Source organism: Vibrio sp. YT-17, from assembly GCF_033337375.1.
Classification (GTDB): Bacteria; Pseudomonadota; Gammaproteobacteria; order Enterobacterales; family Vibrionaceae; genus Vibrio; species Vibrio alginolyticus.
In genome coordinates this window covers 59,820-79,668 of sequence record NZ_JAWOQP010000015.1, presented here as the reverse complement: position 1 = coordinate 79,668, position 19,849 = coordinate 59,820, and the positions used below count along the sequence as shown (strand labels likewise).

The following is a 19,849-nucleotide window of genomic DNA, read 5'->3' as shown; positions in this document are numbered from 1 at the left end:
CAGAAGGAAAAAAAGTCTTCAAAACGTCACATTTCTACGAGGTTTGGCGAAGGGACGAGTACGCAAAAGGAAACGTTTGCATAGTTAAATTTAACTATGCGACCAAATTGGTATCGAACATTAAAGAAAAGACTTCTAATTAGCGTTTTGACCGTCGGGAGCGCTGTGGTCAGTGCTCCCGTTTTATCATTTAGTATCTCAGGTTCAGATATTAGAGCCACAATCGCAGCGGTTGTAATACGAGATGTTTGGTGAAGCGAGAATGACTTGGTTTGTAGATATGGCAGCGATGTCAGATCGAGTAATTCTCAATCAAGAATCGGCAGCAAAATATGCAAACCAAGGCATGAAGCCATTGCCCATAAAAAAAGAAAGGAAAAAAATCTTTACCACAGAGTTTAGCTCGTCAGCGATATGTATCCATGCATACCCATGTATAAACCAACTGCACTGATCAAGACGCCCGATAAGTAAGGAGCTCGACGTGCAACATCATTCAAACCGCTCCATTTAGATGTCGCTTTTTGCACGCCCACTGCTGCCACAACGCCAACAGCAACCAGAGTCAAGGCTAAGCCAATACTGAATGACACAACTAAAGTCGCACCAAGAGTCATTGCCTTAAGCTGCAAACAGATAAGCAAAACCGTTACCGCAGCAGGGCATGGAATCAAACCGCCCGTTAATCCAAACAGCAGAATTTGCCCATTCGTCACGTCTCGATTCTCAAAGCGCTTTTGAATGTCTAAAGCGTGAGCGCGCTCGTGAGCATCTTGATATTCCTTATCTTCGCTTTCTAAATGAGAACCAGGACGGAAATGTACATCAAAGTCATGGGTATGATCATGGTGCCCGATGATCAAAGTGACAGAAAGTCCATTAGAGACTTCAATGCAAGACGCCGATTCCAAGTATCCATCACGCTCTATAAAGTGATAAATATCAGCAGGTTGATAACCATCACTCGATACCGAAACCTTGATACCTTCAGCAGTTAAAGGTTTACCGATGAGTGTTCGCAACTGGAAACGGTGATGCTCCCCTTCCTCTGTAATCGAAAGCGAAACATGCCCATGTCCTGTATCCACAACTTGCGTCGTCCAATCGCGAGCATGATCCTGAGCTTTGTTCCAAGCTCGCTCATCGCTCCATGTCCGCCAAAACATCCATACGCCGGTTGTCACGATAATGACCCCAGACATAAGTTGCATCCATGGTTCAGCCGCTTCAGCGGTGAATTTCTGGCTAATATACATCCCGCCAACAGCGATTAACCATACAATTACAGTGTGAGAAAGTGTGGCAGCTAAACCCAGCATCACGGCTTGTTTGACCGTTCCTTTCACCGCGACAATGAACGCCGCCATCATCGTTTTAGAGTGCCCAGGTTCTAAACCATGCAAAGCGCCAAGCAAAATGGCACTGGGAATAAAGAACCACCCATTACCTTGTTGTAGTAACGCGACAAAATCCATTGTTGTTCTCTGTTGTTGATTCTAATTTATCGCAAACTATACTCCCCCCTAGTATTAAATACTACCCCCCAGTATAAATTGAGTGCTACATTATCAGTTAGAATAACTCTGCCCGTAACTTAAAGAAGATAAGACATGTCGCATACAACCAGAGATCAAAAGAAGCTCAACACTCGAGTCAGTAAAATACAGGGTCAGGTGAATGGACTTAAAAAAATGCTGGAAGAAGAGCATGAATGCCAAGATGTGTTGCAGCAGATTGCCGCTATTCGGGGGGCAGTAAATGGTTTGATGCGAGAAGTAATTAAAGGTCACTTACTTGAACACGTCGTACTTGAGGAAGACAAAACTCAACGTGAAAAAGATATGGAAGTCGTATTAAAAGTACTGGACTCTTATATAAAGTAACCCTACTTCGCTAGAGTAAAGTCACTAAGGTTAAACTCGAATAGATCCTTTATAGGTAATCGCTTACTAAGCGGGAAATAGCAATGGCAGATATAGACCATACTACCTGCCATTTACATAACAATATATTCCGTAACAACCTCACATAGTGCCGTAAATTCCCTAATAATGCTCACATCAATCATTCTGGCTGCAACTTTAACCAGAACCGACTTGATACACATAGGGGCAAAATCTATTCAGGTTGGAAAGTACTTATATCCATCAGATGGATAACTTTAACTCACACAAATTGAAAAAAGCCAGCTATCTAGCTGGCAAAAGGCATTGTGAAAATTTGAAAAGGCTTTTCTTGGGACTCAAACTTTATTTGTGAGCTCTTTTAATGTTTTACGCAATGTATTGATACCGAGAGCACCCGGTACAACCCACCCTTTATTGATAACCAACGTTGGCGTAGAAGTGATGTCATATTCTTGAGCCAACTTTCTGTCACGCTGTATCTCAGCTTGTCGCTCCGGAGAAGCAAAGTCCTCAAGAAAACGAGCCTTATTCAGCCCAACCTCACCAGCAATTTCTGTAAGCTCGTCCAAATCACCAATATTTCTGTTTTCACTCATATGTGCATGTGTAACAGCATCAAAATAGTCCCAGTAAGCACTGGATCCTCCCTGTTGTTCAGCCGCCTTACATGCCACCAAACCTGGCGTTGAAAATGGGTATTCAAACGTCTGCTGACGCATCCCTTCTACGTTTACGCGCTTTTTATCGTCGGCACGCGCACATTGCTCCCAGTGTTCCAAAATAATTTGCTTCGCTTGTTTCATTGAGCCAAACTTGCCAATCATTTCTTCCCGTGAGGCAGACAAAGCAAATGCATGATGATGGATATCTAAATTAAACTCTTTTTCAAGCTGGCGTAGTCGAGGTGACAAAACATAACACCACCCACAAATGACGTCGTGAAAAAAATCGACTCTAATTTTTTTGCTCATTACTTTTCTCCAAGATTGAAAGTATTACTGGCTTACCAACTAATGACCGGTCCTGCTGGAACAATTCCATAAGGGTTAATGTGCTTGTGCGAGAAGTAGTAATGCAACTTCATGTACTCGATATCGATCGTTTTTCTGATGCTCTCATGACTGAGTAAATCCAGCATATACTGGTAAAGGTTATCGAAGGCTTTTAGTGGCTTTTTATTGGCCTTAAAGTGAACTTCATAAACGGCTTCAAACCTGACAAGTGTGGGTAACAGAAACAGATCCGATAGTGTGATATTCGAACCATACAGATAACGAGTTTGACTTAGCCTGTTGTTCAACTGCTCCATAGCATCAAATAAGGTGTCACTGGCTAGATCATATTCTGCCTGCTCTGTGGCAAAACCAACGTGGTAGACCTTTCGATTCACATTGACGTGTAACCACTCGTTGAGCTTTTCTATTTCTTCTCGCAGACTATCTGGAACCAACTCAACTTTGTTCTTAGCTAAAGGTAGCCAGTTGGTAGCAAGCTCCATTGCTATCGCAGAGGAATCATTACCTACAATTGCATGATCTTGTCTGTCCCATAGTATCGGTACTATTGCTCTTCCCGTGTAATTTGGATTTGCTCGTTGGTAAAGCTCTATCAAGTTTTGAGAGCCGTACAAAGGATCTGAGTTAGCATCGTCAAATAACCATCCGTCGGAATATCGCTTTGCTGCAACAGAAGAAACAGTTATTGCGTCATTCAATCCTAGGTAATTGATCACCAGATAAGGCCGATGGGCAAAAGGGCAAGCAAACGACATGTACAAGTGATAACGCCCTTGCTCAGCGACTTTTGGCAATTCAAAGCTGTCCTCATGAGACAGGTCTTTTACTTCTTTATTTGGATACCAAATCCCTTTTTCTAAAACAGCCATGGGGTGCACCTACATACTTAAATTAAGGAAACATATGTAATAACGCGAGCTTTCGCTCAACGTTACATTGTTAAGGTATACAGCGACGAATTTGACTCACAGCATTGAACGTAACATCCAGGCTGTTTTTTCATGCTCTCGCATTCGATCAGAAACCAATGAAGCAGAAGATTCATCATCCCCATCCTGAGCCAATTTCAGAACGTCTCGGCAAGTCTTGACCACTTGCTCATGAGAACGAACAAGAATAGACACCATTTGTTCTGCTGAGGGCACGCCATCTACTTCAGAAACTGAGCTAAGGTCGGCGAACGCTTTGTAAGTCCCTGGCGCAACTTCACCTAGTGTTCGTATTCGCTCAGCAATGTCATCGACGGCGATTGCCAATGCGTTGTATTGCTCTTCAAACATAAGATGTAGCTCGCGAAATTGGGGGCCAGTAACGTTCCAATGAAAATTATGCGTTTGCAAATACAAAGTGTAGGAGTCTGCCAGAAGGCGTTTAAGCGCTTCTCCAATCACAACACGATCCTGTTCGTTTATACCAATATCCACTTTCATACCTACGCTCCTATAGTGCGTTTTCAAAGGAAGACATCAGCGCTTCCAGTTCAACTTTAGTCGCTACGTCAAACTCACCATCGTGAATTTTCTCCTGATAACTCCCTAAACTGTAGATTCCTTTAACGTCGCCACCCCACCATGGCATTAGCTCCGCCATCGTTCTGAGATTGGTCGCACCGCCATTCGGTCCAGGAGAAGTACTGACTAAAAGAACGGGTTTCTTATCGTCACCAAAGAAGGATTTACCTGATTCAGCAACACGTGAAAGCCAGTCAATGACATTCTTTAAAAATGCGGGCATAGAGCCGTTGTGCTCAGGAGAAGCAATAATCAGCGCATCGTGTTCATTCATCATTTGTCTCAATGTGATGGCGTCGGCTGGTATACCTTTTGACTCTGCATCAATGCCATACATTGGCAAATCGAAATCTTTCAATTCGATGATGGTCACTTTAGTTTGGGTGGCTTTTTCAGCCAAGGAACGAATCAGAGTATTATGGATTGACTGACTGTGATTACTTCCCGAGAGCGCGAGTATCTTTTTCATGAGTTAGTCCTGTTAGGTATTTAAGGTCAACACCTCAGTGTTGGTGATTACAATAAATACTAATTGACTAGCATTGGTGAATAAACTATATGTTAGTAACTAAATAGTTTACTTTTGGTAAACAATAAGAGTTTAAATGAGGTCGAAGTGGATAAAATAAGGGCGCTAACCGTTTTCAGAAGGGTTGTGGAACTGGGAAGCTTCAAAGCAGCAGCTGAAGATTTAAGTCTGTCAAAAGCAGCCGTTAGTAAGAATATCAATGAGTTGGAAGACTATCTTAAAAGCCCTCTGATAAACCGAACTACGCGTAACATGCACATAACGGATAATGGTCAACTTTACTACAATCAGGTTTGCAACATATTAGATGATTTGAAACATGCTGATTTGTCAGTCATCGAGTCGTCTCATACGTTAAAAGGATCACTGAAAATAAGCGTTCCTATGTCGTTAGGAATTTTAGAAATTAACCCCATCATTTGTGAATTCATGCACCAATATCCTGATTTGTCTATTGAAGTTGTCATGAGTGACCAATATGTCGATCTCATCGACTCAGGCATTGATATAGCGATTCGAGGAGGGGGAGAATTAAGCAATTCTAGTTTAAGATCCCGAAAGCTTATCGATATGAGACGAGTGCTTTGCGCTTCTCCTGAATATCTTTCAAAATCCAGCGAGATTCTTAAGCCAGAAGATCTCGCTCATCATAAGTGCCTCATATACAGTTTTTCTTCGTCAGCAAGACGTTGGCTATTCAGAAATGAGGATGAAGTCAAAGAGATCGAGCTTCAATCAAGTTCTTATGTCGTAAACAATGGATTAGCGCTCAAGCAAACAGCGTGCTCAGGCCATGGTATTTTATTGCTGCCGGATTTATTCGTTAAAGGCGAGTTAGAATCTGGGGAATTAGTTGAGGTTTTATCGATGTGGCAAGCTGATAGGCATTCACTGTATGTTGTTTATCCTTTCCATAAAGAGCAATCTCAAAAAGTCAGAACTTTTATTGATTTTGTCGTTAAACACTTCGAAAACAAACAGCACTAGCCTTCATCTTCTCCTGTCAAATTGATTACCTGAGCATGAAAACGCAACCTTTGTGAGAAGGTGGCCAGATGTGAGAAGGTGGCCAGATTTTTCAACAGACTTGATTTCGCTCGGCCTGACTATTCGACACTTGCAATACCACAGTAGAAAGAATGGATAGTGCAATACCAGGATATACAGCTGTGGGTATACTCTTTCCATCAAATAACAACATGATAAAAGCAACAAATACAGGACTTAGATAAATATAAGCCATCACTTTTGCAGGCCCCAGTACAACGGTGGCTTTGTGGATGATAAAGGTTGAGAGCAATGTCGCAAACAAAGCGAGGTATAGCATGTGCAAGGTAAGCTCGGCATTTAATGCAAACCAGTCTAGTGGTTGATGGAATACAAACAATGCCAGCAACATCCAGAAGGCACCGCCAATCAGAGTACAAAACACGGTAACAATGGTTTCTTCTCCACGATGAAAAACTTTCATCGAGACAGAAAAACACACCATAGACATACACCCGAGCAAAAACAAAATATCTCCTTTGTTGAGGTTTAGTTTCAATAATGTCTCTAAATCTCCTTTCACAACCACCCAACATGTCCCGACAGTCCCTACCAAATAAACGCCAAGCATCTGAATAGATAATTTTTCCTTAAAGAGGAAAACACTAACAATGGCAGTAATAAATGGCACTAATGTATACAGTGTGCCTGTGTTTAATGCCGTGGTTGTCTGCAAAGCCCTGAACATACATATAAAAAAGATCGCAAAGAAAAGGCTCATGATAAGACTTCTTGGAAACACATCTTTTGCCATTTTGATGCGATGTTTCTTTGTCAGAATAAAAGGAAACAATACCAGTGCTGCAAGCAGGAATCTCAATAACGTTAAGGAGAATGGATTGATTACACCGGATAGTTTTTCTGAAGATAAAAAAGATCCTGCAACCAGCGCTGTCACTAATAAGGACAAAAGGTGATATTTAATATTTTTCACATCAAGGCCATCTATTTTAAGGGGATAAATACTCTACTAGTGCTCAAGCACTAAAGACTTAACCATAACAGCCGCATTGAGTAATTAAAGCTCCATTTAGTAACTTAACTGTTTACCAAAGAGAAATAGTTTGTAGTAATTGACTCCTTATTAATACACCTCCACATCGTCAGTTCACTATTGGTAAACAATTTGTTTACCTGAGTGCTGTTTATCTGATTTAGCGCGACTTCTACACTTAGGCCTGAAAACACAACTCATCGTCCTATAATCAAGCAGGAGACCGAATGATGAAAAAATGGATCAATTTAGTATTAGTGAGCATGATTGCCACTATGCCGATCGCACAAAGCGTAGCAAAAACAATGTCAACAGAGGGTCAGCTGACTCTGTCTTACAGTGATGGTAGAGCGCCAACTCAAGGCGTTGAGAAGGTCAACGAAGTGCTCAAAACTATTGGTGTGCGAGTTAGTACCGTTTCGCTGCCTGAAGAAGCCAAACCTATTCTGGAAATATCCAAAAAAAGAGCTATTACAAAGGAAGAAAGTGAAAAACTAATCTCACTATTTTCTATGCACCGTGGTGACTTACTGGATCAAATCGAAAAAGCTGGCCGATTACCAGAGGCACACAGAGGCGGTTTCCTATCGACGTCTGAAGTAGGCGTTGCTCCATATCCAAAGGTTTATGATATGAAAGCAATGACTCCAGAAGTTATGCACTTTCTACAAGAAAAATTCGGCAAGTTACATGTTAATAGCTCAGAGAATGGCGTAGGTATCGATGAAGTGATGACCATCGTGTCTGGTGGGCCATGGACTTGGTTCTTTGTATTACCAGACAATGTGATTGGTAAACTGACGCTGAGTCACGTCTCACTAGATGGTGATGCGTGGCGAATCAGCTACCCAGGTCTCGTACCTCATGGTGGGTTCTTAGATGCACCTTATGGCTTGGTTGTCGCTTATGCACACGGCCCTAAAAACTTTGTTATGCGTTATGAAGAGCCGAGTGTTGAAGGTACGGAAACGCTGGGTACTAACTCATGGATCGACTTCAGCGGCGATATTCCAAAGCTACTGGATTAATATCAAAAGTACGACAAACCAAGACTAACGAAAAAAATGACTCGGCTTACTTGCTGAGTCTTTTTTCATTTTTAGGGGATATCACTCCTTTGGTTAACGAAGTGTCCTTGGTAAGTATAACTTTTCTTTAACTAGCAACAGCTTAGCGATAGAAAAGCCAACTGTATAGGTAATAAGTGGGGATTGAGCGCTTCCAATATACATAGACCGTGCTGTGTACTTTCTGGCAGAAAACACATCCTTTTGTTTTCTAAATTACCAAATTACTGATTACATCTGGATATGGAAGCTCACTTCGCTTTATCGCTGCTCGTCACTTGTCATCAAAAATCAAATTCACCGCAATTGCCATCAAAACTAAACCTGAGATTGGCAGCAAGACACCCAATGGTGAGCGCTCGATGTAAGGCAAGTTTTCCGCAATCAATAAACCCCACTCAGGTTCTGGCGGCTTAACGCCAAGTCCGATAAAACTCAGAGAAGTCAGGCTGAGCGTAATGTACGGCAAACGTAGAAACGCATGACGAATCAATGGCGGCAGCACATAAGGCAACAAGTAGTAACGGAGTACTCGCCACTGACTGGTTCCCCAAATGGGCGCAAGATGCGTGTAAGGCTGCGCTTTGGCTTCCATCAACAAACTTGCACAGTGCGCTGCTAATGGTGCCCATGACACCATAACAATCGCAATCAAGGCACTGTTTGGGTTCATCCCCGTTAGACCAGCAATCAGCAGACCCGCCACAATGTATGGCACACCTTTGGTAATCTCAATTAAGCCTTGGCTATAACGAGTCACAAAGCCGAGCAGCAAACCAATCACCAAACTAAGGAAGGTTGCGATGATGCCCATTTTGATTGTCGACATCATACCGCCGCCAACACGAGCAAGCAGATCTCGACCAACCGCATCGGCACCAAACGGTGCTGCTAAGCTAGGCGATTCAAGGCGAGTAAATTGGATAGTGTAAGGATCGCGCATTAACGCCCATCCCGCACAACCAATCAGCAAGGCAAAGATTGTTGCACTGACGATACGTTTGGTGGTGCTTTGGGTAAAACGGAACGTGCTGTGACTGCTGATCAACTTGCCACTCGTGACACTGTGCCCGAGTAACCAGCGTTGCAATAAGATGCTCGCACTGCTGATCAACATCGAGAACACCAGCAACACCAACAAGCCACCTTGCAGCATCGGTAGATCTTGTGACTTCGCTGCGCCTAAGATTAGTCGTCCGATGCCCGGAATGGAAAACACTTGTTCCACAGCAACCGCGCCGCCGGTTAAACCAATCACCGTCATTGCGATTTGAGGAATCAAGTTACTAACGGCACGCCACAAGGCAAAGCGTAAGATTTGAAACTTACTGACGTTTGCCGATAGCCAAGTGATCACCCAAGGCTCATCTAATACTCGCTTGAGGCTGTCATTGAGCAAGCGCCCGAACAAGCCAGCAGCAGGCAATGCCATTGCCAAACTTGGTAGCCAGAGGTTTTGCACGCCTTGCCAACCATAAGGCGGGAACCAGCCCAACCAAATGGAAAACACCATGATCAGCAACGAAGCAATCACGTATTCTGGCAATGAGACCAACACCGAACTGAGCGTGTCATGATGCTTGTCTAAACGATTCTGTTGCCAACGACGCACGGTGTAAAGCACGCTCGCCATGCACATTACAAATGCCATACCTAACGCTGTAAGCATCAGTAATAGTGACGTTTTTGCGGTTTGTTGAACGCTCTCCATGACGGACGCCCCGCTCACCCAAGAGACACCTAGGTCACCTTGCATGGCAAGCGTCAACCAATCCCACAGTCGCTCAGCAGCGCTGCGGTCAAGTTGAAGATCTTCTCGAATTGCTTGCAGAGCTTCTGCCGTCAGCAATTGTTGAGCCCCCGCACGGGCACGGAGGATTGATTGGCTTGGATCGATACCGGCAATATCCGGCATCAAACCCACCAGTACAACCACTACCCCGAGTGACAGGAAGCGCGACAAAAAACGCGCAAACCATTCGGGCATACAAGCGCCCCAACGAAAGCGCATGTTGGCAACAGACGACATCGAGTTAGTTCACCTCAGTAAACTGGTCGATCAGGCGACGCTCACGTGGGTCACGTTGTGCATTCTTCACGCGGTCACTCTCACCTTGGATTACACGCTCGTGAAGCAGTGGAATCACAGCGTATTGCTCAAGGATTTTGCTTTCTGCTTCGATTATCGCTTGTTGGCGTTTCTCACCCAATGGCTGACGATCAGCGTGTTTCAATGCTGCGTCCACTTCTTCAGAGCAGAACTGACCTAGGTTGTAAGAACCTTTACAACTAAAGTCACTTTGCATGTACGCTACTGGGTCACCAGAATCCAGCACTGTTGCACGTGACAACAAGAACGCATCGAACTTACCTGCTAGTGCATCGTTTTCGATTTGTGCGTATTCACGAACATCTAGCTCAACCACAAAGCCAGCCGCTTCAAGTTGTTGCTTTAGCAGCACCGCTACTTCTGGCAACTCAGCACGGTCGGTAAATGTACCGATGGTGATCTTCTCACCGTTCGCGTGGCGCATTTCCATGGTTTCCATACGAGGGTTCGCATCACGAATTGGCTGAGCCCATGCCAATGCAGGACCTAACAAACCTTTTGCTGAATCGGCGTGGTTCTCGTAAACCGTTTTGATGATTTGCTCACGGTTAACCGCTTGAGCCGCTGCTTTACGCAAACCGAACTGGCTAAACACATCTGATTTGTTGTTTAGGTAAAGCGTGTTGGTACGCGGCATGGCGACTTCGTGCAGCTGTGAAGATTCCATCATCGCGATTTGCGATACAGGAACCGCTTCAACTACATCCGCCTCACCGGTACGCAGCGCTGCAGCACGAGCAAAACCGTTTGGTACGTATTCAGCAAAGATACTGTCTACTTTTGCTTTTTCACCCCAGTAACCGTCAAAACGCTTCAGTTTTGCGCTGGTTGTCCCGTTGATTTCTATCAGAACGAATGGACCCGTACCCGCATTGATTGGCACAACACGACCGTTTTCTTGATATGCAGCACCAGAAAGGATCGCTAGCTGTGGGCTAGAAAGACGGCTTGGCAACAGTGGATCGTTAAAGGTCGTTTTGATTTCAACAGTGAAGTCGTCCAATGCGCGAACTTGCCATTCGATACCATCCAAAATGCGTGGCTTAGGAGCGGCATCTAATGCTTTTTGTAGAGAGTTCACAACCGCATTGGCATCAAGGTCAGAACCATCGTGGAATTTCACGCCCTTACGTACCGTAAATTGCCACGTCATCGGGTCAATTTGTTCCCACTCTGTTGCCAGCATAGGCTCTGCTACCGACTGATCGTTTAGGTTCACCAGCGTTTCTGCCGTGCTCCAACGTGACAGTTTGAACGCGTCATCTGAAAGTGGTGACAAACCTGTGCGTGGTGGTTGCATCATGGCAACGCGAATTTCCGTTGCTTGCGGTGCAGCTGCTTTTTCCGCTTCTGGCTTGCTTTCGCCAGAGTCAAAACAACCCGTCAGCAGTGCGCTTAAAGCCAGCGACAAAGCTAACTTGGGAGTACTAAGGTGCATAAGAAACCTCTCCAATGGTTTTTGTGAATTCATTACTTTTGTGTTGAGCGCTCATCAAGGCTCTCGTGATCAAGTGCGATGGGTTATTTGTCACGTTCTGTGCTGTGCCGTGCTCGACAACGCGTCCTTTGTCTAACACTAGGATTTCATCGCATAGGGTTTGTGCCGCATCGAGGTCATGTGTCACCAAAATCAAGCGCATCTGACGACTCTTTTGAATGCCTGCCAACAAGTCGAGAATCTGTTTACGACTGACGGGGTCTAAGCTACTGGTTGGCTCATCGGCAACCAACACGCAAGGCTCAACAATCAAAGCTCTGGCGATAGCCACACGTTGAGCTTGCCCAACTGATAATTGCTGCGGGTTACGATCCAGCAATGTGAGATCCAAACCGACATCCGTCAAAACCTTTTCCACCTTCTCGTTAAGCTCTTGCGTCAAACCAATGTTGCTTAGCGGCTCCAGTAAGATCTGGCGAACGGTGTAGTACGGATTCAAGCTCGATTGCGGCTCTTGAGGAATCAGTTGAATGTGCTGACACAACTCTTGACGCTGCTTAGCCGAGCTACGCGATAACGGATAACCACACACATACACTTCACCAGATGTGGGTTTACGAAGACCAAACAGAAGTTCAATCAAGGTCGATTTACCCGCACCAGAAGGACCAACAATCGCAATGTTCTTTGTGTCGATGGCAAGATCCAGTTGTTCGAGCGCTTTAAACGGTTTGCCCCCTAACCAACTTGGTTTGGAGTAATAGTGAACACTGGCTTGCTCAAAGCGAACTTCCGCCGATTTAGGCTGCGTGTGCCCGCTCAAGTTGTGCTTAGTCAAAATAGGCTCCAGAGATGAGGTTAAGGCAGCAGTTGCGCAAGTTGTTGGCAGAAAGGATGCGAACTTTGCTGAATGGCTTGCCATGGTGCGCCATAAGCCACCATGGTGTTGTCCGCAATCACCAAAACTTTGTCACACGCCAAAGCCGCAGATAGATCGTGCGTGATCAACAAACCACTGATGTTGCGTTGCTGAACACTGCTGCGGAACAACTCAAGGATCTCCGCTTCGGTGATTGGATCGAGCGCACTGGTGGGCTCATCCGCGATGATCAAGTTGGCACTACCAAGCAACGCGATCGCAATACAAATACGCTGACGTTGACCACCAGATAGCTGGCTTGGATGCTGCGCTAATGCTGCTTTTGGATCCGTAAATCCGAGTTGAGACAGCAAGGTCGTCACCGTTTCTCGGTTTGCTGAAGACAAACGTGTTTTGTTGCCCGTCAATGCCAAACACAGTTGTTGCTCGACAGAGGCCAATGGATTCAGTGCTTTAAGTGCATCTTGGAAAATGACCGCAGGACGCTGCGATTGACTGCGTTGCAGCATGGCAGTCTGTGCGACTTCACTGCTGTTAAGCTGGATACTTCCGTCTACCCAAATATCAGACGGCAAAAAACCTGCGACGGCTTTCGACAACATGGATTTACCAATGCCGGAAGGTCCCATAATGGCAAGAACTTCACCTTGAAACAGCTCAAAAGAAATGTCTTTGAAGAGTGTGCGTTCTGAGTCTGTAAGGCTGAGATTATTAACGGAGAGTATTGGTCGAGAAATCACGGCATCAAACTAAATGTAATAATATAACATCACAAATAATATCATGCGGGTTAAAGCAAGGAAACCAGTCGGAAAGGTTATTTCATCACCTTTTTCAGATTTATCAACAAGGGCAGATAGCTCCCCCCCCCCTTGTGATAAGAACATCTAAGTTAGGTCATTTGTGACAGTGTGTATTAAAGACACTTTTGTTTAACTTGACCGAGGTATGGAAACAAGAAGACAAAGCGCCCAACGTAGAACAACGTGAATGCCAGCCATAAACCGTGGTTGCCCCAATATTGCACCGCAATAAATTGAGTCACTAAGAACAACACCATGGTTAGAAAGGTAGAGTTACGCACTGGTCGCGTCGTCCCTGTACCGGTAAAGATGCCGTAAAACGTAAGACCAAAACCAGCAACCAACGGGAATGCCAATAACCAAGGGCTCATGTCCAAATACAGCTCAACAAGATTTGGCAAAGTGGTAAATAACGACACCACTTGGTGTTTGAACTGCGCTAGCAGCAAGGTCAAGACAACAACGAACGCTGCGGTCCATTGCGTGTTTAGCTTAATCACGTTATCAAGCAATGTCTTATTCTTCTGCCCTACTGCTTTACCTGCAAAGACGCTCGACGCGTTCGCTACACCGTCGAACATGTAGCTGACGATAAAGGTCACTTGCATCATGATTGCGTTCGCCGCGAGCACATCAGAACCAAGCTGAGAGCCCACACGCGCCATCATGTTGAAGAACACCAATAGACACACAGTACGAAGCAGCAGATCCATATTGGAAGACGCAATGACTCTGAAATCTTTACGCGTCATTTTTGCTGTTTGAATGTAATCAAACAGCGGGAAGCGACAAGTTTTCAGCACCAGTACCGCACCAATAACAAACGTCGAAATTTGCGCGATAAGTGTCGCTACCGCAACGCCAGCAATGCCCATATCGAAGTACAACACAAAGACGATATCCAGCACGATGTTCAGCACGTTACCAAACACTTGCGTGAACAAGGTTTCTTTGGCTTTCGCCTGCCCCATCAACCAACCAATCACGGTGTAGTTCAGCAGTACAAATGGCGCACCAAAGATCATGATATCGAAGTAAATCTTAGCGTTTTCTGCCACGACGGCATCAGGGGAGATAATCAGCTCTGCCCCCATCCAAATCACGGACTGCAACGCAATGAAAATCAAGCCAAGGCAGAGCGAAAGCACGAAAGGACGCAATAAGCTGCTCGCTTGATCCTCTGGGCTATTTTTACCTAATGCGATTGCACTTTGCCCGGTAGTACTGACGCGGAAGAAGCCAAACAGCCAATACAAGGTATTCATGATGACGGTGCCTATCGCTACACCACCAATCATCTCAGCCACACCGAGTTTACCGATCACCGCGGTGTCCACCGCCCCCAATAATGGTTGGGTTACCGTAGAAACGATGAAAGGAAATGCGATTTTAAAATAGTCTTTATGAGTCAGGGACATCTTAAATTATGAACAGGATTAATTTTTATAAGGTCGCTATCATATGCGAATGGCGTCCGAACATGAACCAAAGTTCGCCAGCAAGGAATAGCATTGATAATTGATACAACCAGCAAACGTATTCTCATACCAAAGCTTGAAATAGGATAACAACTTATGAGAAAAGCCAAGTTAACTGCATATAAATGAGTTTCTAGTTTGGAAAGATTAGCGTTTGGTTGAGCATGGCAGATCAGAATGTATCTGCCATGTCATAACGGTAGTGATTGGTGAAAAGAGACCGTACAGATGATATTTAATGCTTGTGGGTTTCATCTGACAATGTTTAGGTCGATACCAAGCCTTATGTTCTGTAAAGCACCTTCACAACATGCCAACCGAACTTGGTTTTAACTAAATGCGGCGTTAACACTTCGCCAGAAAAGCACACTTTGTCGAATTGAGGTACCATTTGACCACGGCGGAATTCACCAAGGTCACCACCGCGTTTGCCTGACGGGCAAGTTGAATACTTCTTCGCTAATGTCTGAAACTTTGCGCCTTTTTTCAGTTGCTTGATTATGTCTTCCGCTTGCTCTTTGTGCTTCACAAGAATATGTAATGCGGCTGCTGTATTTGCCATTGTTCTATCTCTCACTATTCTGGTCGCGCAAGTGTACCCAATCCTTTTTAACAGACCAAACATTTCTTAATAATAGCTCAGCGGTAAAGGCCCAAATACACGAGGAATATAAAATCGTCTACATAATGAGTTTAAAATACAAACAAGTTTTGCTCAGTTAATCACTATTCTCTAAAAGATTGTCTAAAAAGCTCACATTTGTCTCTCCGATGGTTGAAGCCTTCGTCTGATAAGATTAGATTAGACACAATTCGGTGGTATTTATAAGGTTATTTTCATGGCAAAAGTCGTTAGCAAAGCGAATCAATCTCAGGGCATGTTGATGTTTAAGCTCACCCTGCAACAGAGTTTCGCTATCGGTACGCTAAAAGTCCGTGAAATCGTCCCGTACATGCCAACGACAAAGATCCCTTACTCGCATCATCACGTCATTGGAACCGTTACGATACGTAACTTAACAGTACCAGTGATCGATATGTCAGCGGCTGTTGGCTTTCGTCCTATTAGTGAAGAAGAATATAAAAGCTGCTACTTGATCGTGACAGATTGCTTGCGAACCGTGGTTGCGTTTATGGTTCGTAGTATAGAGAAGATCATTGAGTGCGATTGGAAAGCTATTGAAACGCCACCTCCGAGCGCTGGAAAAAATATTTTCGTGACTGGAATTACTCGCTACGAGGACAAAACTGTTCAAATGCTGGATGTGGAGCTGCTACTTTCCAAAATTTATCCGCAGTACGAGAATTCAAAGATCCCAATGCTGACAGATATTGAGCGAGAACGCCTAAAAGCACTCAGTATTCTATTGGTGGATGACTCTTCCATCGCTCGTAAACAGCTGTGTGACGCACTCGATAGCATCAATATTGGGTATCAAATCTGTAAAAATGGTTTAGATGCATTGGAACTGATGAAAAGTGACGCTGCGGCTCATCGCCCAATTGATATTCTGGTCAGCGATATTGAAATGCCCGGATTAGACGGTTATGAATTAGCATTTGAAGTTCAGAATAATTCCTCTCTGAACCATTCATACCGCATTTTACATACATCGTTATCGAGCGAAATCTGTGTAGACAGAGCTCACCAAGTTGGCGCGCATGAGGCACTTGAGAAATTCAATGCAGGAGAACTAATCGAAGCGATGCTTCGCGGAGCAAAAGAGCTAGAAGCCAAAGCTATGACTTCTTAACTCTTATTGGACGAGTTGATTTGAGAATATAATGCAGTACTTGTCCTATCCCTGATGCTCACATCCGCTAATTTCTCAGCTCACTTCTTTGGCATCGCGTAACTACGAGAAACGAATTCCGTCTCTTTGACTTGGTGAGCATGATTAATATAAGAAGCTAGGCTGTAAAGTACATTCGCTAATAAGTTCGCGTAACGAAACAAAATAGGTGCGGGCTGCTTCTTACCTGTATGTTCAACGGCAACTAATGCTCGTACCGTTTTTTTAGCTTGGCAACGGCACAAATGCAATTGACTGGCTGCCGGGTGCCCTCCGGGTAGAACAAAGCCTTTGAAGCCGCCATCAATACGTTGCTTGAGCAAAGCATAATCGGCCTTTAACTCTTCGACTTCCGTCTCTGTAATCGCTAATTTTCCGCGAACCGAACCATTTAGATGATAAACATTAGGCTGCATTCTTGTCAGTATATCGCGGCTAAACTCGTCCAACTCCATAGCGAGAACAAGGCCAATACGACTACAAAGTTCATCTGCTGTAATTTCAAAGTCACAAACCGGACTGTCCTCGTAAATAAACGGATAGCAAATCTCGCTCAATTCCTTGCTTACAGGTTTCATGCTTTTGTTCCAATATAAAAAAGGGAGTCAGTATAACCTAACTCCCTTTAAACGTTCATTATGCCAAATGATCGACATTCATATGATCGGTTTACAATCAGGCACTTTCGACTTTCTTGTGACCTTCTTGAAGGTGAACAAAATCGACTAAATCATCACCAGACACTTGATACGCCTGACCAAAACCTTTAACAAATAGCCCCGATTCTGGCTTTAAGTTAAACAAAACGAAATCCTCTAGCTGGCTTAGACCATCAATAATCTCACCAAAACGCTCTTTCATTTGTTCAACAACTTGTTGCCACATCTCTGTGTCTCGCTCAACTACATTTGCTACCGCATCAAAAGTTAAGCGCTTACGAGCAAACAGCTGCTTTGAAGACTCTTCATCTTCGATCATCATCAATGAAACATTTGGATTTTCTAAAAGGTTACGGGCATGACGAGCGATTTTAGAAATGAGAACGAAATAACCTTCCTGGTTTTGGACATAAGGCGCGTAGCTTACATTCGGGCGACCTTCTGCATCGACAGTTGCAAGCTGAAGTGTACGGCGCTCCTGACGAAACTCTTTGATCTCTGGCCCTAAACGACCTTGCAAACGCTCTTGTTTAACTTGTTGATCCATATTGATACCTGACTTTACTAATTAGTATTCGAGTTAAGCCTCGATTATGTTTGTGATTACTTTTTTAATTCGGCTTGTAGGGCGCGAAATGCGGTTACTTGCTCTACAATCAACTCGCGCTTTTCGTTACGGCCTAAATAAACCTTGAAAATATTGCTTCCGCACTCTGAGAAAAAACCAAAATAGTGACTCTCTCTACCCATAAACGGTTTACTGACTAATGCGACATTTTTAACGTTATCTAATTTAAGGTGGCCGTGCAGTTCACCTTCTCTACCCATTAAATTGTAATAGCCACGCGCCACTTTTCCTTTTGGAAACGGCGCTTTAACTTCAAAGATAGAACCAAAAGAGTGGACGATGGTCGTCACCGGGCCAAAACCAACCAAACTTTCTAGGATGCTTTGCGCTTGCTCTCCTGGTGCAATAGCCACCATTTCCTGAGGTAGAGCCGCAACAACCTCAAACTCGGAAATGCCAAGACGCTCTGCCATCGCAGCTGGCAATAATTGTGGTTCTTGCTCTAGTAATACTTCAACTTGTTGCTTGATTGATTCCATTGTGTCTTCCGTTTTTGTTCAATTTGTTTTCATTAATTATTGGATGCTTTCGGTACGGTTTCGTGCATCTCTGACGTGAGTACCTGAATACAACTTTGAGCCAGTGACACTGCCCAGAAGCTGCCTGCAAGAGTAAGGATTGCGCTACGTTCATGTAGTTGTACTAAGCCTTTCGCTTGCCACACTTTAAATAGAGGCAATAAAAACCCGAACGCGTCCTCTCCCATAAATGATGGAAGTTGATTTGCTTGAACAATGCCACGGTCAAACGCAGATTTGAGTGCAGAAAAAAGTGGTTCTAGAGGGCTTTGCTTCATCATCATCGCGATGGTGCTTTGACCTTCTTTGACCGCTTTAATATAGGTCTCTAGTGTGCGGTGTTGCATCATCCCGTAGCCACCGATATTACCTCCAGCACCACAGCCAATTGGCAATACCTCTGCATAAGTCTTGGCTAAACTATTGTATAAACTACGCTCGCGGTTATCGATTGCCCAATGGTTCACACTCAGTTGCTTCATATGGTGTTTGGCCATAAAGTTCACACCGAGCTCATACATTCCCGCTTTTTCTGGTGTGGTCGCAGGTGGCGGGATTTTTCCCTTTTCTACGAGGTTGAGCATGGGAGCTGACCCGCCAACCACTAACTGATACAAATCCAGTCCGTGTGCGCCAGTCGAGAGGAAATCATTTAAATCTTGCTCTAACACTTCTTTGGTTTGATAAGGTAAGCCATAGAGTAAATCGATAATGACCGGAATTTTGTCTTCTTTGGCGATCTCGCTCACTCGTTTGAGGACATCTTCCCTATCATCTAAACGTTTTGCGCTGCGGCGCACTTGTGTATTAAAACTTTGCACACCAAAAGAGAAACGATTAAACCCACCCTCTAAAGCGCCTTGATACAACTCATCAGAAAAACGATTGATGCGACCTTCTAAGGTGATTTCGCAGTCTGCAGCCAAAGGAAAGTGGTCTCGGATAGCCTGGCCTAACACACGAACCTGTACTGGAGATAAATCCGTTGGCGTTCCGCCCCCGATATATACGGCGTGAAAAATACCATTTTGTGTCCAAGGTAATGCCGCTTTCTCTCTAAGCTCCTGCATTAATGCTTCAAAGTACTCATCAACCAGTGTGCGACTTGCAGCATTTTGAAAGAAGTTACAAAAAGTGCAACGAACGCGACAAAACGGAACATGAATATAAAGACAGCGTTTATTGGTCGCTTTAACTGAGTTAGCCGTAATACTCGAAAAAATCGCCTGTTGTTGAGACGAGGGCACAGGTACGCTCGCTCCCCCGGCATGTGCAGAATGCTTCTTAACAAAAGCAAATCGCAATGGATCAGGACTATCACTGCCCAACACTGATTCATCAAGCTTATCGATATCGACGCTCATATATACTCGCTTAACTCCCATCATGTAAGGGATGGAAGCTGATCTTAAAAATTCTGCAAGAATCATAATTTGAGCGTAATGATAATGCAATTGATAATTGATCTTAT

20 protein-coding genes are annotated in these 19,849 nt (G+C 44.3%); 4 read left to right on the top strand and 16 right to left on the bottom strand.

Going from position 1 to position 19,849, the window contains the following annotated elements; translation table 11 throughout:
* Positions 1 to 398: 398 nt before the first annotated feature.
* A complete protein-coding gene (locus R7F67_RS15510) occupies positions 399 to 1,475 on the bottom strand; it encodes a nickel/cobalt efflux protein RcnA (protein ID WP_318057262.1) in 1,077 nt (358 codons plus the stop codon).
* Between the two features lie 135 nt (positions 1,476 to 1,610).
* Between R7F67_RS15510 and rcnR the strand changes: the two genes are divergently transcribed.
* Entirely contained in the window at positions 1,611 to 1,883 is a 273-nt protein-coding gene (gene rcnR / locus R7F67_RS15505; protein ID WP_005375370.1) for a Ni(II)/Co(II)-binding transcriptional repressor RcnR, read from the top strand.
* Positions 1,884 to 2,242: 359 nt separating this feature from the next.
* On the opposite strand, the gene R7F67_RS15500 is transcribed toward rcnR, so the two are convergent.
* The 4 genes from R7F67_RS15500 to R7F67_RS15485 form a co-directional block, all read right to left on the bottom strand.
* On the bottom strand, positions 2,243 to 2,878 hold the full coding sequence (locus R7F67_RS15500) for a DsbA family protein (protein WP_053303806.1): 636 nt from the start codon (positions 2,876 to 2,878) through the stop codon (positions 2,243 to 2,245).
* Positions 2,879 to 2,910: 32 nt separating this feature from the next.
* Positions 2,911 to 3,792: a glutathione S-transferase C-terminal domain-containing protein gene (locus R7F67_RS15495; protein ID WP_318057261.1), complete on the bottom strand. Its 882-nt coding sequence runs from the start codon at positions 3,790 to 3,792 to the stop codon at positions 2,911 to 2,913.
* Between the two features lie 96 nt (positions 3,793 to 3,888).
* Positions 3,889 to 4,353, bottom strand: a complete 465-nt coding sequence (locus R7F67_RS15490; protein ID WP_053303808.1) for a Dps family protein — start codon at positions 4,351 to 4,353, stop codon at positions 3,889 to 3,891.
* Between the two features lie 10 nt (positions 4,354 to 4,363).
* Complete coding sequence (locus tag R7F67_RS15485; protein ID WP_053303809.1) at positions 4,364 to 4,903, bottom strand: NADPH-dependent FMN reductase; 540 nt, start codon at positions 4,901 to 4,903, stop codon at positions 4,364 to 4,366.
* Positions 4,904 to 5,050: 147 nt separating this feature from the next.
* Here R7F67_RS15485 and R7F67_RS15480 point away from each other — a divergent pair, with 147 nt between their 5' ends.
* The gene (locus R7F67_RS15480) at positions 5,051 to 5,950 is read left to right on the top strand and encodes a LysR family transcriptional regulator (RefSeq protein WP_053303810.1); all 900 of its coding nucleotides are present in this window, start codon (positions 5,051 to 5,053) and stop codon (positions 5,948 to 5,950) included.
* A gap of 91 nt (positions 5,951 to 6,041) precedes the next feature.
* Here R7F67_RS15480 and R7F67_RS15475 read toward each other — a convergent pair whose 3' ends face one another.
* Complete coding sequence (locus R7F67_RS15475; protein WP_053303811.1) at positions 6,042 to 6,944, bottom strand: DMT family transporter; 903 nt, start codon at positions 6,942 to 6,944, stop codon at positions 6,042 to 6,044.
* A 287-nt stretch (positions 6,945 to 7,231) separates the two neighbouring features.
* On the opposite strand from R7F67_RS15475, the gene R7F67_RS15470 reads away from it, so the two are divergent.
* A complete protein-coding gene (locus tag R7F67_RS15470) occupies positions 7,232 to 8,032 on the top strand; it encodes a hypothetical protein (protein WP_202599865.1) in 801 nt (266 codons plus the stop codon).
* A gap of 313 nt (positions 8,033 to 8,345) precedes the next feature.
* Here the strand turns inward: R7F67_RS15470 and R7F67_RS15465 are convergent, their stop codons facing one another.
* From R7F67_RS15465 to ppiC, 6 genes are all read right to left on the bottom strand, one after another.
* A complete protein-coding gene (locus R7F67_RS15465) occupies positions 8,346 to 10,058 on the bottom strand; it encodes an ABC transporter permease subunit (protein ID WP_196363368.1) in 1,713 nt (570 codons plus the stop codon).
* Between the two features lie 46 nt (positions 10,059 to 10,104).
* Positions 10,105 to 11,619, bottom strand: coding sequence for an ABC transporter substrate-binding protein (locus R7F67_RS15460; protein WP_318057260.1), 1,515 nt, complete (start codon positions 11,617 to 11,619; stop codon positions 10,105 to 10,107).
* Entirely contained in the window at positions 11,609 to 12,457 is an 849-nt protein-coding gene (locus R7F67_RS15455; protein WP_017635266.1) for an ABC transporter ATP-binding protein, read from the bottom strand. The genes R7F67_RS15460 and R7F67_RS15455 overlap by 11 nt, the downstream gene beginning before the upstream one ends.
* 20 nt (positions 12,458 to 12,477) lie before the next feature.
* A complete protein-coding gene (locus R7F67_RS15450) occupies positions 12,478 to 13,239 on the bottom strand; it encodes an ATP-binding cassette domain-containing protein (protein WP_213885192.1) in 762 nt (253 codons plus the stop codon).
* A gap of 176 nt (positions 13,240 to 13,415) precedes the next feature.
* Complete coding sequence (locus tag R7F67_RS15445; protein WP_206970776.1) at positions 13,416 to 14,720, bottom strand: MATE family efflux transporter; 1,305 nt, start codon at positions 14,718 to 14,720, stop codon at positions 13,416 to 13,418.
* A 343-nt stretch (positions 14,721 to 15,063) separates the two neighbouring features.
* A complete protein-coding gene (gene ppiC, locus R7F67_RS15440) occupies positions 15,064 to 15,405 on the bottom strand; it encodes a peptidylprolyl isomerase PpiC (RefSeq protein WP_081007916.1) in 342 nt (113 codons plus the stop codon).
* 214 nt (positions 15,406 to 15,619) lie between these two features.
* On the opposite strand from ppiC, the gene R7F67_RS15435 reads away from it, so the two are divergent.
* On the top strand, positions 15,620 to 16,534 hold the full coding sequence (locus R7F67_RS15435) for a chemotaxis protein (RefSeq protein ID WP_005385059.1): 915 nt from the start codon (positions 15,620 to 15,622) through the stop codon (positions 16,532 to 16,534).
* 80 nt (positions 16,535 to 16,614) lie between these two features.
* On the opposite strand, the gene R7F67_RS15430 is transcribed toward R7F67_RS15435, so the two are convergent.
* The 4 genes from R7F67_RS15430 to hutW form a co-directional block, all read right to left on the bottom strand.
* On the bottom strand, positions 16,615 to 17,151 hold the full coding sequence (locus R7F67_RS15430; protein ID WP_005375333.1) for an ATP:cob(I)alamin adenosyltransferase: 537 nt from the start codon (positions 17,149 to 17,151) through the stop codon (positions 16,615 to 16,617).
* 97 nt (positions 17,152 to 17,248) lie between these two features.
* Positions 17,249 to 17,779 carry a heme utilization protein HutZ gene (gene hutZ / locus R7F67_RS15425; protein WP_017635270.1) on the bottom strand — a complete coding sequence of 177 codons (531 nt, stop codon included), beginning with the start codon at positions 17,777 to 17,779 and terminating at the stop codon, positions 17,249 to 17,251.
* A gap of 56 nt (positions 17,780 to 17,835) precedes the next feature.
* Positions 17,836 to 18,339: a heme utilization cystosolic carrier protein HutX gene (gene hutX / locus R7F67_RS15420; protein ID WP_269334217.1), complete on the bottom strand. Its 504-nt coding sequence runs from the start codon at positions 18,337 to 18,339 to the stop codon at positions 17,836 to 17,838.
* 32 nt (positions 18,340 to 18,371) lie between these two features.
* Positions 18,372 to 19,742 (bottom strand): heme anaerobic degradation radical SAM methyltransferase ChuW/HutW, encoded by a 1,371-nt coding sequence (gene hutW, locus R7F67_RS15415; protein WP_269334216.1) that lies wholly within the window; start codon positions 19,740 to 19,742, stop codon positions 18,372 to 18,374.
* Positions 19,743 to 19,849: the final 107 nt, after the last annotated feature.